This window comes from Candidatus Solincola tengchongensis, assembly GCF_015711935.1.
Classification (GTDB): Bacteria; Actinomycetota; Geothermincolia; order Geothermincolales; family RBG-13-55-18; genus Solincola_A; species Solincola_A tengchongensis.
Genome location: NZ_JACVJJ010000021.1, coordinates 49,822 through 65,959, shown reverse-complemented (window position 1 = coordinate 65,959; position 16,138 = coordinate 49,822). Strand labels below are relative to the sequence as shown.

Annotated in this window: 12 protein-coding genes; 11 read left to right on the top strand and 1 reads right to left on the bottom strand. The window is 63.8% G+C overall.

Translation table 11 applies throughout. The annotated features are described in order from the left end of the window. The first annotated feature begins 236 nt into the window (after positions 1 to 236). The 4 genes from H7007_RS01110 to H7007_RS01095 all read left to right on the top strand — a co-directional run bounded on the left by H7007_RS01110 (position 237) and on the right by H7007_RS01095 (position 6,990). Complete coding sequence (locus H7007_RS01110; RefSeq protein ID WP_287152643.1) at positions 237 to 1,904, top strand: hypothetical protein; 1,668 nt, start codon at positions 237 to 239, stop codon at positions 1,902 to 1,904. Positions 1,905 to 2,749: 845 nt separating this feature from the next. Further along, complete coding sequence (locus H7007_RS01105) at positions 2,750 to 3,448, top strand: SGNH/GDSL hydrolase family protein (protein ID WP_287152642.1); 699 nt, start codon at positions 2,750 to 2,752, stop codon at positions 3,446 to 3,448. A gap of 418 nt (positions 3,449 to 3,866) precedes the next feature. Further along, on the top strand, positions 3,867 to 5,726 hold the full coding sequence (locus tag H7007_RS01100) for a class I adenylate-forming enzyme family protein (RefSeq protein WP_287152641.1): 1,860 nt from the start codon (positions 3,867 to 3,869) through the stop codon (positions 5,724 to 5,726). Between the two features lie 22 nt (positions 5,727 to 5,748). Next, positions 5,749 to 6,990 (top strand): thiolase family protein, encoded by a 1,242-nt coding sequence (locus H7007_RS01095; RefSeq protein WP_287152640.1) that lies wholly within the window; start codon positions 5,749 to 5,751, stop codon positions 6,988 to 6,990. Between the two features lie 270 nt (positions 6,991 to 7,260). On the opposite strand, the gene H7007_RS01090 is transcribed toward H7007_RS01095, so the two are convergent. Next, on the bottom strand, positions 7,261 to 7,596 hold the full coding sequence (locus H7007_RS01090) for a competence type IV pilus major pilin ComGC (protein ID WP_287152639.1): 336 nt from the start codon (positions 7,594 to 7,596) through the stop codon (positions 7,261 to 7,263). Between the two features lie 751 nt (positions 7,597 to 8,347). On the opposite strand from H7007_RS01090, the gene trpE reads away from it, so the two are divergent. From trpE to trpA, 7 genes are all read left to right on the top strand, one after another. Next, the gene (gene trpE / locus H7007_RS01085) at positions 8,348 to 9,946 is read left to right on the top strand and encodes an anthranilate synthase component I (protein ID WP_287152638.1); all 1,599 of its coding nucleotides are present in this window, start codon (positions 8,348 to 8,350) and stop codon (positions 9,944 to 9,946) included. Positions 9,947 to 10,017: 71 nt separating this feature from the next. Further along, the gene (locus tag H7007_RS01080; protein ID WP_287152637.1) at positions 10,018 to 10,638 is read left to right on the top strand and encodes an anthranilate synthase component II; all 621 of its coding nucleotides are present in this window, start codon (positions 10,018 to 10,020) and stop codon (positions 10,636 to 10,638) included. Beyond that, the gene (trpD, locus tag H7007_RS01075; protein WP_287152636.1) at positions 10,635 to 11,663 is read left to right on the top strand and encodes an anthranilate phosphoribosyltransferase; all 1,029 of its coding nucleotides are present in this window, start codon (positions 10,635 to 10,637) and stop codon (positions 11,661 to 11,663) included. Before H7007_RS01080 ends, trpD begins: the two co-directional genes overlap by 4 nt. Continuing rightward, positions 11,653 to 12,519: an indole-3-glycerol phosphate synthase TrpC gene (gene trpC / locus H7007_RS01070; protein ID WP_287152635.1), complete on the top strand. Its 867-nt coding sequence runs from the start codon at positions 11,653 to 11,655 to the stop codon at positions 12,517 to 12,519. The genes trpD and trpC overlap by 11 nt, the downstream gene beginning before the upstream one ends. 271 nt (positions 12,520 to 12,790) lie before the next feature. Beyond that, positions 12,791 to 13,504 (top strand): phosphoribosylanthranilate isomerase, encoded by a 714-nt coding sequence (locus H7007_RS01065; protein ID WP_287152634.1) that lies wholly within the window; start codon positions 12,791 to 12,793, stop codon positions 13,502 to 13,504. 359 nt (positions 13,505 to 13,863) lie between these two features. After that, entirely contained in the window at positions 13,864 to 15,081 is a 1,218-nt protein-coding gene (gene trpB, locus H7007_RS01060; RefSeq protein ID WP_287152633.1) for a tryptophan synthase subunit beta, read from the top strand. 91 nt (positions 15,082 to 15,172) lie between these two features. Further along, entirely contained in the window at positions 15,173 to 15,976 is an 804-nt protein-coding gene (gene trpA, locus H7007_RS01055) for a tryptophan synthase subunit alpha (RefSeq protein WP_287152632.1), read from the top strand. Positions 15,977 to 16,138: the final 162 nt, after the last annotated feature.

The following is a 16,138-nucleotide window of genomic DNA, read 5'->3' as shown; positions in this document are numbered from 1 at the left end:
GCAGAAGAAGCCTGCAGCTTGACAGGAAATATAGCGATTGTTATTCCTAAGACATATACCGAACGGTAACCTGCGTTTCTTGCCGGGGGAACAAGTGGGGGTGCCGAATCATGCGAAGAACCTCTCTGTTTGTCATCATCGCCTTTACATCCTGCTTCTTGCTTGCCTCGGGATGCTATGAGCCTGGCGGCCCGGTGCCGGAGGAAAAAAGCGCGCCGGCGGAACGGGCCTGGACCATGGAGGATGTGGACGCGGCGGTGGTCATGACCATGGAGCGCATCTATTCCCCAGCCCCGCGCGATAACGGCACACCGCCCGAGGAGTGCGACTACCTCCACTACCTGCGCTTCCGCCCCAGGGCAGGCGCAAGCGACCCCACGCTGGCCGATGCCGTGCTGGTCCTCTCTCCGGGTGGCCAGGGAGGGGCCAACAGCCTGGAATACATATCGCGGCAGCTGGTATACGTCGCCCTTACCCGTTACGGGAAGAGAATCGAGGTCTGGGTCGTGGACCGGCGTCCCAACAACCTGGAGGACCTCACCGGGCTCAATGCCGCCGAGGAGGCCAGGGATGTGCGGTTGGCCCTGGACTACTACTTCGATGGGAAGCCCCTGGACGGAAGGTCTTTCGCGGGCTTCCTGCGAGACGAGGACGTATCCTACCTCTCCGAGTTCGGGCTGCGGCTGGCCGTCGAGGACATGTACACCCTCATCACCACCATGATTCCCGATCCCGAGGTGCGACGCCGCAAGGTCTTCGTGGGCGGCCATTCTCTGGGGGGACCCATAGCCGCCTTCTTCGCCGGCTGGGACTTCGACGGGAACCCGGCGACCGTCGAGGATGCCGGTTACATGAACTGCGCCGGGCTGGTGGGCCTGGATACCAGGCTGGAACCCTCAGTGCCCGACCAGGGGGTGAACATCACCACCTTCATCGGGCTACCGGAGCTGACCGACGAGGGCGCCTACCACCAGGTGGTGGACAGGATAAGGAGAGGCGAGCTGGCGCGCATCCTTCCCGTGCCCGGAAACTACCCCGAGTTCATGGCCTTACTGGAGATGATAGCCATGGAAGCCGCCTTCCATCCCCAAGAGGAGTCGGTGATCCTGGATCGCCTCCCCTTCGTCCCCAACCTGGACAACACCTTCAAGCTCCTTCATTCACGCACCATAGACCAGTACTTCGTTCATATACCCTCCATCCGGGATTTCCGCTACACCAACGAGGCTCTCCTCGGGATCATGGTGGACGACAACTTCCAGCTCATCAACATGTTCCAGGTAAGCTGCGGCTTCCTCACAGGAGGGGCGGTGGTTCCCAGGGATTTCCCGCTTCCCCAGGACCTGGCCAAGCTGCCTTGGATACAAGTCCTTTTGGGGTCCTATCTCGGCCTGCGGGGACTGTTCATCGCCAACGATGCCGGTCCGGACTGCTGCCACCTCGGGCAAGGCCCCCTTTACCGCTGGGCAAACTTCGACGAGATCGGGAACGACGCCGACCCGGCATTCCAGGACACCGCAGGCGAGGTCACCTACACCACGGCTGAGGAGGAGGTCTCCGATATACGGGATGTGGCGCGCTTCCTGTACTACGGCCCCACCAATGCCGTGGAGTGGTATTTCACCCTCCGCCTGATGCTGGATATAGAAGCGGGCGTCAAGGAATTCGCGCCCCTTTGCGGATTGCCCTACCTCCACCGGGAAGCGGCGCGTTTTCTCCCCAGGATCGAGTTCTCGGCGCAAAACGGACCTTTCCCCTACCAGCCGGAGAACGGGAAACTCATCCCGGGCTACAACCACCTGGACGTATGCACGGCGGCCGCCGACCGTCCCTCCCGGCGCGCAAACGAGGTCATCGACCCTATCCTCGTCTTCGTGGGAGAGACCGTAGAGAAAGGCTTTTGAGACGAACTGGAGGACCCCTTCACGGCCCCAAACTTTTTGTCGAGGCTCTCGTAGGGTCCTCAAAGCGCCCCCTCGTCTTCCCGGTCCAATGTCATCGGATTGAGCCTTCCCCAGGAATGGGGTAAGTTGGGGGCGTGGAGGAAATGGCGGGTAAAGCGGAACCGGAAAGGCCAGGACGCGGGGGCGGGAAGGAGAGACCGTTGGAATGCCGTAAATGCGGGGCGTGCTGCATTGCCCTCTCCGTTTCCACTCTGAAAAAGCCCGCCGGTGTGAGATGCCCTCATCTCTTGCCGGACAACCTCTGCGCCCTTTGGGGGAAGCCGGAGAGGCCATGGGCATGTTCGGCCTTCGAGCCCGACCCCGATTTCTGCGGATCGAACTACCTGGAGGCCCTGCGACTAATGAGCCGCCTGGAACAAATCTGCGGTAACGCGAACATCCTCCAGGGGCATCTCCCGCCCCAAGACAAGCGATAAAACCAACCGCCGGAGGCGGCGGGTAGAAGAACGCCCCGACTCCATGGACGGAAACCGCCCGGCGGGATATGATCCCCACCGGGCAACGTGACCTCCGGGAAATCCGAAGAGCGGGGACGAGGATTCCAAGGAGAGGACAAAGCCGCCTCCCATGAGGCATGCAGATGGGCGTTTGTGGAGGCACGAGATGGACGTGTGCGGAAGTAAGGGATGGAGATCCCGTCTTTATAGAAAGAGGCGACTGCTCCCGGTAATGACCGGGGGACGGAGCGTGAGCGCGGACACGGATTTGAGACCCCTCCCTCCCCCGGGATTATCGACGGGCGTTCGGGAGGGCATGCCGTGAAAGGATCGTCAAGAAGCCTTTTGGTGGTGGGCGACAGCCTGGCGGGAGGGCTGTCTCATCTTAGCTTCCCCTCCCATCTCGCCCGGATGCTCCCGGGCTGGAGCCTCTCGGTCAGCGCCCGCGGGGGCGACACCCTGGCAGGAGTGGGGAACCGGCTGAAAGCCCTTCTCTCCCACAGCCATCCGGATGCCGTGATTCTGGAAGCCGGCGCCAACGATATCCTTCTTCCCTATCTGGAAAAAAGAGGAGGGCTTTGGCGCAGGCTGGTGAAGCGGCTGACCGCCGGGGGCAATCTACCCGCCAGGGACCCTTCCTCCTTCGAGGCGCTTCTGGCGCAAATCCTCGAGAGCCTCCCGGGAGGCTCGCGGAGCGTCATCCTGACCACCATACCCTGCCTCGGGGAAGACCCGGACTCTCAACTGAATATGGCCGGGGAACGATACAACCTGGCCATAACGGAGGCGGCATCGAAACGGGGGTTTCGCTTGGCGGATACGGGCAAGGCCTTCCGGGAAGTGCTTTCCCGTCTGGATGATCCCAGTCCTTACCTTATGGATGATTTTGCCAGCTTATTCATCGATACCCTACGAGCTCTCACCCCACGCGCCGCTTATCAGCTCTCCGGGCGACGGGGGTTGGTTCTGACCCTGGACGGTGTCCATCCAAACCCCCTGGGCGCGGAGATCCTTGCCCGCACCGTGGTCGAGGCGGTCACGGGATGACTCGTGGAGAAGTCGGGCCTCTCGCTCATCGTCTGACGGGCGAGGCCTCCTCTTTCCCGGAATGAGGCTCTCCCGACCCCCTCAAGACACGTCTTAACCTCAGCGTGCGGCGCTTCCCGATTAGTTTACCGTCCTAAGATTGGGGTATATTTAACCACAAACGCCGCGCCACAGTGGGAGCGCGATCACATCTTGCAGGGCTGGTCGGTCGGATGGGTCACGCGGGGCGACCCGAGATCTTGATAAGCGACAGGCGCGCAGTTAAAGGTCTGCCTTTCACCAAAACCGGGAATGAAACTGCGCCCTCCACCGTATGGTGGATTGAGGTACCGGCTCGGCGAAACCCTGGAACCCCCTCGGGCCATCACCCTGAGGAGGGGCCGAGGGTTTCGCTTCCGCACGAGGGAGGGGAGGAAGGATGAAGGCGGAGAAGAACTTCAGGGAGTTGATGCGGGCCCTGCCCCCCGCCCTGCGCATGGAGGAGGCCAAGGGGCTGGGCAGGACGTTCAGGGAGCAGTGGGGCGGTTCGCGTAACACCCGGCGCATAGTGTACCGCATCTTCACCGGCGGGAGGGGTCTGCTCTCCAACCTCAAAGACCTGGGGAAGATGAAGGTGGGTCGCATCATCCCCAACTGGGTGCTGGGGATGTGGGAAACCTTCCCGGAGCGGGAAGCCGTGGTGGACGGGCCGAAGAGGTACACCTTCGGCGAGCTCAAGGACCGGGTGCTGCGGCTGGCCAACGCCATGCAGTCCCTGGGGCTCAGACCCAAGGACACGGTAGGTATCATGCTCCACAACAGCGCGGAATTCCTGGAGACCATGTGCGCCTGCAGCCTCATCGGGGTGGTCACCCCCTTCGTCAACTGGCACCTGCGTGGGGAGGAGCTCGTGAAGACCATCAACCTGCGCACTCCCAAGGTCCTGGTCTTCGATGCCGAGTTCCTCGAGGAGATGGAACGGATACGGGGGGAGCTGGGGAGCGTGCGACACCTGGTGATGGTCGGGGACGGCGCTCCTTCCGGGGCGGATGTCCTCACCTACGAGGATCTGGTGTCCGCGCACCCGGCCACCATGCCCGAGGTCAACTTCATGGTCTCCTTCAACCCCTATACCGGAGGGACCACGGGCATACCCAAGAGCTCCAACCTCTTCGACAGCCTGGGATACATGCTCTCCGACCTCGCCGAGCCGCCGCGCGCCACACTCTCCGAGTTCATGCGCTACAACTTCCTGGCCTTCAGCTACCTCTACTGGTTCGGCGGCGAGCGCATACACGACCCGGTCACCGGGAACATCCGCACCCTCATCGTGACCCCCCTCTATCATGCGGGGACCGCCGCGGGCTGGGCTCCCTTCTTTCTCCTGGGAGCCACGGCGGTGATCATGCGCAAGTTCGACGCCGAGGATTTCCTGCGCCTCATAGAGCGGGAGAGGATAAACTGGACCTTCGTCGCCCCCACCATCCTGCAGCGGGTGCTGGCCCTACCGGAGGAGGTGAAGAGCTGTTACGACCTCTCCTCCATGCGTTCCATCCTCTGCGCCGCCGCTCCCTGCCCCCCGGAGGTCAAGACGGCGACCAACGAGCTCTTCATGCGCCAGGGAGCCCCCGGGCCCGTTTTCGGGGAATATTACGGCAGCGCGGAGACGGCCATCATCACCGTTCTCCTTCCCCAGGATTACCTGGAGAACCCGCGCCGACTGGCCAGCGTGGGAAAAGCGCGCGGCGGCGACCTGCGCATCTACGTCGAGGAGGAGGGTCGCTGGGCGGAACCCGGTGAGGTGGGCAAGGTCATGGGGCGCACCGCTTCCACCCTCGCCCTGCGCTACCCGGGCTCCGAGGAACGGCTTCACGAATCCATCCGCGTCATCGACGGTCAGGAATGGTATGATGACGGCCTCCTCGGTTACCTGGACGAGGACGGGTTTCTCTACCTGACAGGGCGGGTCAAGGAGATGATCATCACCGGGGGAGTGAACATCTACCCCATGGAGATAGAGGAGGTCATCCTGCGTCACCCCGCGGTCTTCGATGTGGCCGTGGTCAGGCTTCCCCATCCCGACCTGGGAGAGGTCCCGGTGGCCTGCGTCCAGCTCCACCGGGGAATGGAGGCCACCGAGGAGGAGATACTCGAGTTCTGCAAGCGGGAAGGCCTATACGGCTACAAGGTGCCCGCCAAGGTAGACTTCTTCGAAGAACTTCCACGCCACATAGACGGCAAGATAATCAAACGCGAGCTTGAGGAGCGTTACTGGAAGGACGTGGAAAGAAGGGGTTGAGTTTCGGCTGAGGAGGTAAGAGATGGCAAACCGGCTCAGGGAAGTAGTTGTGGTGGAGGCGGTGCGCACCCCCACCGGCAGGTCCGGATGGGCGGGAGCGGCCAAGGGAGGGGTCTTCGCCAAGGTATCCGCCCAGCATCTGCTGGCCGCGGCGCTGCGCGGGCTGGTGGACAGGGTCATGGAGAAAGCCCCCTCCTTCGACCCCAGGGAGATCGAGGATGTCGCCGTGGGCTGCCTCAGCCAGATCGGGGAACAGGGCCTCAACGTGGGGAGGATCGGGGTCCTGGCCGCCGACCTGCCGGACGAGGTGGCGGGTTGGACGGTGAACCGCTACTGCAACGCCGGCCTGCAGGCCATAAACTCCCAGGCCCATGCCCTCATGTGCGGGGCGGGGGACATCGCCATCGCCGCAGGCGTTGAGAGCATGAGCCATTACTCCATGGGGTCGGATTTCATGGTCGCCGGACAGGCCGGCCTCCCCGCCGCCCTCCACCCCCGGGCCATGGAGCGAGGAGCCCTCAACCCCATGGGGGTCAGCGCCCAGATGGTGGCCGACCGCTACGGGCTCTCGCGCGAGGAAATGGACCGTTTCGGCTTATGGAGCCACCAAAAGGCGGTCCAGGCCATGCGCGACGAGGAATGGTACCGCAAGAGGATAGTCCCCGTGGAGGTGGAGGACGAGAACGGCACCCGACTGGTGGATAGGGACGAGCCTCCCCGCGAGCAGGCCCTGGACGACCCGGAAGCCGCTTACGCCAAGATGGCCGCGCTCCCGCCGCGCTTCAAGGAAGGGGGCACGGTGACCGCGGGGAACTCCTCGGCCATCGTGGACGGAGCGGCGGCGGTCATGCTCATGACCGCGGAGAAGGCAGAGAGGCTGGGCCTGGAACCTTATGCCCGCATCCTCTCCACCGCTGTGGCCGGGTCCGAGCCGCTCATCATGCTCCTGGGGCCCATACCCGCCATGCGCAAGGCCCTGGACCGGGCGAGGATAACCATGGACGATGTCGACGTCTTCGAGCCCAACGAGGCCTTCGCCTCTCCCGTGCTGGCTTTCTGCAAGGAGTTCGGGCTGGATTACGACGACCCGCGCATCAATCCCACCGGAGGGGCTATCGCCATAGGCCATCCCATCGGATGCTCCGGCGTGCTCTACTTCACGGAGATGGTGCACTGGATGGCTCGGCACGGCTTGAAGTACGGGCTGCAGACCCTGTGCGGCGGCGGCGGTGTGGGCATAGCCACGGTGGTGGATCGTCCCTGACCGGCCTCCTCGTGAGCCGCGAGCCGATTCCCGTCTTCCCGGCGTGCTGCGCGAGAACAGAAATGTTCGAGTCGCCATCGCGTGGCCCTTTTATTAGTGGTTCCGGTCTCAAGGGCTTCTCGCCGTACGCCTCGGATGGATCCTGAAAGGGCCGGCGGGAGGGGAGGATTTCACGGCGGTCAAGGCAACCCCTCACGGAAACGGGAAACTCATCCGCTCTTTGCGTTTCGATCCTTTTCCGTTTCCCGGAAGGCCGAGGACGGTTGGGGCTCAGAACTCCCCATGAAAGGAGCAGGAGATCGTGGGCGGAGCCTCGCCGCCACCGATAAAGGTATAGGATGTCGGGGTCCCCACCTCGGGGCATATGGGAACTTCTTCCATGAACTCCGGGACCAGCTGCCCGATCGATGTGGGATAGGATCCGTACCTGGCGTTGTATACTCCGGCCGCGGATTTCATGGCCCTCACGTTTGCCTGGCAGACCTTTTCCGCGGCGTTACTGCGAGCGCTCACGAACACCGGGACGGCGATGCCCACGAGTATCCCCATGATGAGGATGACGATCATCAGCTCGATGAGTGTGAAACCGCGTTCATCCGAGAGCATCTACTTGTCCGCCCCCTGAAATCCGACAAGCTTTTTCTCGCTCGGTCACGGCCGGTTGATTTATCGTCCGGTAAAGGGCATACGATTAGCCGTTTTGGTCGCTTTTGTTCAATTCCTTTCCAAGGGCCACAACGAAGGCGCCCGGGTCACTAAACAGTATAAACCAGACGGAAGGATTCACCATCAGCAACGTGACGGAAGGGGAAGCCCCAACCACGAAACCAAAGCCTGTCGTCTGAAGTGTGGAGGGCTGCCTCTCTTGTCCCTATGCCTTGCGCCCCAACCGCGCCGCCGGTTGACAATCGCGGGATCTGTTTCCTACAATCTGTCCATGATGGTAATCCGGGCTTTAACTCATTCCAACCTTCGATGGTGGTGGAGCCCCTCCTGAGGAGAGGGCTCCGCTGAAGCCTGCCCGATCTGATTTCCCGCAAGAAGGACAAATCCCGAAACGATAATCCGCAAAACGGTAAAGGCCGCGAGCCCTCTCCAGGGGGAGCGGCCTTCGTCTTGCATGGGCCGCGTTCCCCGTGGATACGCGGCCCGGCCCTTTTGGAGGGAGTGGCGAGCACGGCGAGTCCGGAGCGAGCGAGAAATGAAGAATCGGAGAAGACCTCGCGACCGAGGTCGACCGGAAAAGAAAGGCGAGCGCGGAGACATTGAGCGCGGAAGGTGGAGCGATGAGGAAATATCCAGAGAAAAAAGGCCTTCGTGGGCAGGAAGGCAAGTTCGATGCGCGGAGGTTGGAGCGATGAAGAACGGGCTATATTACCCGGGCGAGAGGGAATTCCTGGAGCTCTCGCGGCGTTATGACCTCATCACCGTCTCTCGAGTGGTGGAAGCGGACACCGAGACCCCCGTCACCGCCTTCATGAAGCTGTCCGACGGGGATTATCGCTTCCTGCTGGAGAGCGCGGAAGGCGGGGAACGCTGGGGCCGTTATTCCTTTCTGGGCTGCCGCCCCCTTTGCGTCATAAGTCACGAGGAGAACCGCGTGCGGGTCCCTCTGGGTGGGCGTGAGCTGCAGATGCTGCGGCCGGAGCTCTTTCGTCCCCTTTCCGGCGGTGAAGAGCACCGCCCCTTCTACGAAGAGGCCTCGCCCGGGCGGGAGGACCCCGTGGACTTCCTCTTCGATCTCATGGACTCCTTCCAGGCATCGCCTCCCCCGGAAGGGCTCCCCTTCTCCGGCGGCGCCGTTGGTTTTTTCGGCTACGACCTCTTGCCCTTCATGGAGAGTGTGAGACTGCGTCCGAAGGAGGGACTACCAATCCCGGACATGGCATTCATGCTCACCCGCACGGCAGCCGCCTTCGACCACCTGCGTGGCCGCATCATACTGCTGGCCAACGTCCCCGTTCCGGGAAGAGCGGACAGCGGGGAGAAACGGCGCCTCTACCGGGAGGCGACGGCAGTGCTGGAATCCATGGCCCGCGACCTGGCGACGAAAACCGTACCGCCGTCCGGTGGGGAGGTCTATTACCTCTCCGAGGAAGTGGACTTCCGGGAAGTCGAATCCAACTGTACCCGTGAGGAATACGAGGACATGGTGCACAGGGCCAAGGATTACATCTTCTCCGGAGAGGCTTTCCAGGTGGTCGTCTCTCAGCGCTTCTCCACTCCCCTGCGCTGTTCGCCCTTCTCCGTATACCGCGCCTTGCGGGGTCAGAATCCCTCCCCATACATGTTCTTCCTGCGGTGCGGAGACCTCTTCCTGGTGGGCTCCTCTCCGGAACCCTTGGTGAGAAGACGCGGAAGAGAGGCGGTCATCCGGCCCATCGCCGGCACTCGCCCGCGGGGCCAGACCTTCGAAGAGGACCTGGCCCAGGAACGGGAGCTGCTCTCCGACGAGAAAGAGCGCGCCGAGCATGTCATGCTGGTGGACCTTGCCCGCAACGACCTGGGAAGGGTGAGTGAACCGGGGAGCGTAACCCTGAGAAGGGTCATGGAAGTGGAGCGCTTCTCCCATGTCATGCATCTGGTCAGCGAGGTCGCCGGAACACTGCGCTCCGACCTGGGCAATCGTGAGCTCCTGCGCTCCTCCTTTCCTGCGGGGACCGTCTCCGGGGCTCCTAAGATAAGGGCCTGCCAGATAATCGACGAGCTGGAGGGAGAGAGGCGCGGCCCTTACGCCGGCGCCGTAGGCTACATCTCCTATCACGGGGACATGGATACCTGCATCGCCATCCGCACCGTCGTCATCAACGGTGACCGGGCCTACGTACAGGCGGGAGCCGGTGTGGTCGCCGATTCCCAGCCGTCCAGGGAATACGAGGAGACGGTGAACAAGGCGCGGGCGCTGCTGCGAGCCGTCCGCACCGCCGAGGCCCGGGAGGGGGTGATGATACTTTGAGCCACGCGCGCGGGACCAGGGGCGGCGAAGGTGCGGCAAAACCGCCGCGAGAGGCGTTCCTGCAAGCGGCGATGCCCGAGGGAGAAGATTCCCTTTCGGAACGCGGTGACCGAACCGCCCGGGTAGTGCTCATAGACAACTATGACTCCTTCACCTTCAACCTGGCCCAGGCCTTGCAGGTTCTGGGAGCCGAGGTCATCGCCGTGCGCAATGACGAACTGACGCCTTCGGGGGTGGAGGAACTGAGGCCTACCCACCTGGTCATCTCACCCGGCCCGGGAGGACCGGAGGACACCGGGGTCACCATACCCGCTGTCCGAAAGCTGGCCGGCAGGGTGCCTGTCCTCGGAGTCTGCCTGGGACACCAGGCCATCGCCTACCTCTACGGCGCTCCGGTAATCCGCGCCCCGCGTCCGGTGCACGGCAAGACTTCCAGCATATTCCATGACGGACGAACCATCTACCGCGGACTTCCCAATCCCTTTACCGCCACCCGCTACCATTCGCTGATGGTGGACCCCGGCCTCTCTCCGGAGCTCGAGGTGAGCGCGCGCAGCGAGGACGGCCTGGTGATGGGCATAAGGCACCGCTTCCTCCCCGTGGAAGGTGTTCAGTTCCATCCCGAGTCCTTCTTGACCGAGGCGGGAGCGGACCTTTTGAGGAATTTTCTGGGAATGGAGGTGGGGAGATGATAGGCGAAATCCTGGCCCGGGTGACGGAAGGGAAAACCCTTGACCGGGAGACAGCCCGAGAGGTGATGTCCGCCATCATGCGCGGGGAGGCCGGCGACGCCCAGGTGGCATGCCTGCTCACCGCGCTGAAGATGCGCGGAGAGACATCGGAGGAGATCGCCGGCTTCGCCCAGGCCATGCGCGAGGCGGCGGTCAACATCCGTCCCTCCGTTTCCCCTCTCGTGGACACCTGCGGCACGGGGGGTGACGGCAGTGGGACTTTCAACATCTCCACCGCCGCGGCCTTCATCGCCGCCGGTGCCGGTGTCTATGTGGCCAAGCACGGCAACCGGGGCGTGAGCTCCTCATGTGGGAGCGCAGACGTGTTGGAGGCCCTGGGGGTGGACATCGAGATGGAACCGGAACGGGTGCGCGCCTGTATCGAGGAAGTGGGCATCGGGTTCCTCTTCGCCCCGCGCTTTCATCCCGCCATGCGTCACGTGATGCGAGCCCGCAGGGAGATGGGCATCCCCACCGCCTTCAACCTTCTGGGCCCTCTCACCAACCCCGCCGGAGCGCAATTCCAGCTCCTGGGAGTGGGCAGGAGGGACAAGGCTCCCCTCATCGCCCATGCCCTGGCGGACATGAGGGTGCGCCGAGCGCTCGTTGTGCACGGAGAGGACGGGCTGGACGAGGTCTCCACCGTTTCTCCTACCCTGGTATGGGTGGTTGAGGATGGAGGGGTGCGCGAGACCCGCATAAAACCTGACGAGCTCGGCCTTGCCCCCGCCGACCCTATGACGCTGCGGGGAGGGAGCGCGGAGGACAACGCGTGCATCATCCGGGATGAGGTGCTCTCCGGGAAACCCGGACCCCGTCGCGACATATCCGTCCTCAACGCCGCCGCCGCTCTCTATGCGGCGGGAATGGCAGCCGATCTCCAGGAAGGCATTAGCCTGGCGCAGGAGTCCGTTGATTCAGGGCGGGCCCTGCGCAAACTGGAGGAGATGGTTGATTTTTCCAGGGAGGCGAGCCGTGTTTCTTGAACGGGCTCTGGAACTGACAAGAAGGCGCATCAGGGATATGGCGGAGGTCTTCCCGGCGGCTCACCTCGCGGAGCTGTGCTCCAGCCTCCCGCCCACACCCTCCCTCTCCGAGGCCCTGCGGCAAGCTGCAGAGAAGGAAGTAGGGGTGATCGCGGAGATCAAACGACGCTCCCCCTCCCGGGGGGACATCCGGCCCGACCTGCGAGTTGCGGAGACCGTGCGGGCTTACCGCAGGGGTGGGGCTTGCGCCGTTTCCGTGCTCACCGAACCCCATTTCTTCGGTGGCAGCCTGATGGACCTTGCCGAGGCTTCCTCCGCCGTCGACCTCCCGGTGCTGCGCAAGGATTTCATCCTCGATCACTACCAGCTCCTGGAAGCGAGGGCTGCGGGAGCGGCAGCGGTCCTGCTCATCGCTTCCGCCCTGCAGAGGGAGGAGCTCGAACGACTTCTGGCGGGAGCCGGCGAGCTGGGGTTGGAATGCCTGGTGGAGGTGCACAACGAGCGGGAGCTCGAGAAGGCCTTGCTGGCCGGCGCGGAGACGATCGGCATCAACAATCGGGACTTGTCCACCCTCCAGGTGGACACGGGCACCGCGCTGCGCCTGGCTCCCCTGGTCCCTCCCTCCGTTACCCTGGTGGCGGAGAGCGGCTACCGTCGCCGCGAGGACCTGGAGGGTCTGCGGGAAATGGGAGTGCACGCGGTCCTGGTGGGCGAGGCCCTCTCGAGCAGCGACGACCCCGAAAGTGCCCTTCAAGCCCTGAGGGGGGGCGTGGAAGCCGCCGGCCGCGAGGCGTGCGGCCGGGAAGGGCATTCGCCGCGACATGTGCCGGAAGGCCCACGGGAAAGGGACATCTAGAAAGGAGAGGGCAGGACATGTCGATGAGGGCATCCGCGTTTTCATACCCCTTGTCTGACGCCGTGAAGCGCGGGCGTGTAATCACCGGGAGAACAACCCCGCGGGAAAACGGCCGAGGCTGGGGGACGCTCGCCGGGAGGCGGACCCTGACGCCCTTGCCGGGAACCAAGGGCGGAAAGCGGAAAAGGATCGAAGATCCCTCGGCGGAAACGGTGGGGAGGATGAGAGCGTTGCGGGGACCGGTGAGTCCCACGGGAGGCAGGTGATGGTCATGGCCGGTTTGCCTCTCAAGGACGTGTGCGGCGGCACGTCCGCGCTGAGCGGTCCGTTCATCAAAGCCTGTGGGATAACCAGGCTGGAGGACGGACTCACCGCATGCGCCGCCGGTTTCACCGCCGTGGGTTTCGTCTTCGCCTCCAGCCCGAGGCAAATAGACCCCGATCTTGCCCGCTTCGTGAGTTCCCGGCTGCCTCAGTCCGTGATGCGGGTGGGGGTCTTCCTGGACCAGGAGGAGGACGAGGTACGTGAGATCGCCGCTTTCTGCTCCCTGGACCTGGTACAGCTCCACGGACGCTCCGTCCATCTGGCCACCCGTTTCGGAGGAAGGGCCATCCCCTCCCTCCGCCCACGCACGCCCGAGGACCTGGAGCCCCTCCACGAATACCGAGACACCTTCGCCGTTCTCGTGGACACCTGGGATCCAGAGCTTCCCGGCGGGACGGGCCGCACCGGGGACTGGGACCTGGCGGCGGATGCGTCCAGGAAGGCACGGGTCATCCTGGCCGGAGGCCTGGACCCCGGCAACGTGGCCCAAGCCATTGCCCGTGTGCGTCCCTTCGGGGTGGACGTTTCCAGCGGAGTGGAAAGTTCTCCGGGCATAAAAGAGGCACATCTTCTGCGGGCCTTCGCGCAGGAAGCCCGAAAGGCCTTTACCGCCGAATTGGGAAATCCGGCCGGCCTTCGCAGGAGGATCTTTAGGAAGTGACGACGGGACCTTTTTTCAAGAAAGGGACTAAACGAAGAGACTCGGAAATCGGGCTCCGGAAAGGCCTCGCGCGCGGGATGTCGAGGCCGGAGAAAGGATCGCCATCCCTCCTCAAGGGCAAAAGGGGACGATTTTATGGATGAGAGCGGGCTGGACACCGACCTGCGGACGGCCGTGGCGAATCCGCACCGAGGTGCCGAAGGGCAGGGGCTTCCGAGAGCGGCTCAATCCGCTCGGCGGAAGCTCCGGTTCCTCGAGAGTCACCCGGGATGCTTTCTCAGGTTTTGAAAGATGGATCGGGTTCCGGGCGAGGTAAGGAACCCGCGCGATGTAAGTGCGACAGCGACAGGAGGCACAGCATGAGAGTGGAAGGAATTCCCATCCGTGAACCATCCGTGGCCGATGGGCATTTCGGGGTCTTCGGCGGCCGTTTCGTCCCCGAGACCCTTCTCGCCCCACTAGAAGAACTGGAACGCACGTATGCCGAAGCGAAAGAAGATCCTTCCTTTCGCGAACAACTTAGCGGATACCTTCGCGATTACGCCGGCAGGCCCACACCCCTTTACTTCGCGGAGCGGTTGAGCCGGGAACTGGGAGGGGCGAACATCTTCCTCAAGCGCGAGGACCTTTGCCATACCGGGTCCCATAAGATAAACAACACCCTGGGGCAGTGCCTGCTGGCCAGGCGCATGGGCAAACGCCGGGTCATCGCCGAGACGGGAGCAGGCCAGCACGGAGTTGCGACGGCCACCGCCGCGGCGCTTCTGGGACTGGAATGCGACGTGTACATGGGCGAGGTGGACATGGAACGGCAGGCCCTCAACGTTTTCCGCATGGAACTGCTCGGGGCCCGGGTGATTCCCGTGCGCAGCGGGTCGCGCACGCTCAAGGACGCGGTCAACGAAGCCCTTCGGGACTGGGTGGCCACCGCGGAGTACACACATTACTGCCTGGGATCGGTTGTGGGGCCGCACCCCTTTCCCTCCCTGGTGCGCGACCTGCAGTCGGTCATCGGGTACGAGACCCGCCGGCAGCACATGGAAAAGACCGGTCGCCTGCCCGATTGCCTGGTGGCATGCGTGGGAGGCGGGAGCAACTCCATTGGCCTCTTCCACCCCTTTCTGGACACCGAAGTGCGCATGGTGGGCGTCGAGGCCGGCGGCACCGGTGACGGCCCGGGAGAGCACGGGAGCACCCTTGGGCTGGGCTCGATAGGAGTCCTTCACGGGGCGCGTTCCTACCTCCTGCAGGACGGTGAAGGGCAGGTCCTGGAAACTCATTCCATCTCCGCGGGCCTGGATTATCCGGGGGTGGGCCCGGAACACGCCTTCCTCAAGGACAGCGGGCGGGTGGAGTACGTGCGGGTGAGCGACGCGGAAGCCCTGGAAGCGGTGGGCCTGCTCTGCCGCACGGAGGGCATCCTCCCCGCCCTGGAGAGCGCCCATGCCGTGGCCCACGCCGCTGTTCTGGCGCGGGAACTGGGCCCGGATGCCTCCATCGTGGTCTGCCTCTCCGGGCGCGGGGATAAGGACGTGGGTACCCTCATGGCGGTCCGTAAACGCGGAGGCGAGGGATGAGGAGTGGGGGAAGGGCGCCTTGTAACCGGCGAATGCGCCGTTCATGACACAAAGGCGATACGGGAGATTCCACTCTTTCAAGGAGGGTTCGTTGGACGGGATAAAGAGACTTGAAGGCATGTTCGAAGACACCGGAGGCCGCGCCGCCCTCATCGGGTTCCATACCGCCGGTTTCCCGGAACGGGAGACATCGCTGCGCATATGCCTCGCTCTGCTGGAACACTGTGACGCCCTGGAAGTGGGCATCCCCTTTTCCGACCCGGTACTGGACGGGCCGGTGATCCAGGAATCGTCCTTCCGGGCCCTTCAGGCGGGTTTCCGGCCCAGCGACGTCTTCGGTCTGGTCAAGGACCTCAGGAAGGCCACGCAAAAGCCCCTCCTCATCATGACCTACTACAACCCCGTGCACCGCCTGGGACACGGTCGTTTCGCCTCCGCCGCCGCGGAGGCCGGAGCGGACGGGATACTCATCCCGGACCTTCCCCCGGAGGAGATGGGCGACTGGAGGGAGACGGCCGAGGGGCAAGGCCTCGCGGTGATCCTCTTCGCCTCCATGACCACCTCCGACGAGCGCCTGCGCATGCTCGGCGAGCTGACCCGGGGATTCCTTTACTGCTTCGCCGTCAAGGGGATCACGGGCCCACGGGAGAGCCTGTCGCGGGATCTGGGACCGTTCCTGGAGAGAGCGCGCCGCTTCTGCACTAAGCCCATCGCTGCAGGGCTTGGGGTATCCAACCCGGAACAGTGCCGGGAAGTGGGCAGGCTGGCTGACGGTGTCATCGTGGGCAGCGCGCTGGTAAAAGCGGCCCTGGAGGCCGTCGACGCAGGGAGGGACCCGGCTCTCGCCGTGTCCGCCCTGGCCGCGGGCCTGCGCGGCGCGCTGGAATCGGACTGATCTTTAAGTGGAACGGCGGTCCCGCTAACCGTACACTGAAATAGAGGATGGCGAACCGTGATGCGGAACGGGAGATGGGTTGAGAGAAGGCAGGTGGCCCGACCGCCAGGGTTCGAAAGGCAGCGCGTAAGCCGCTGAGGTTCATCCCGGATATGCACCCGC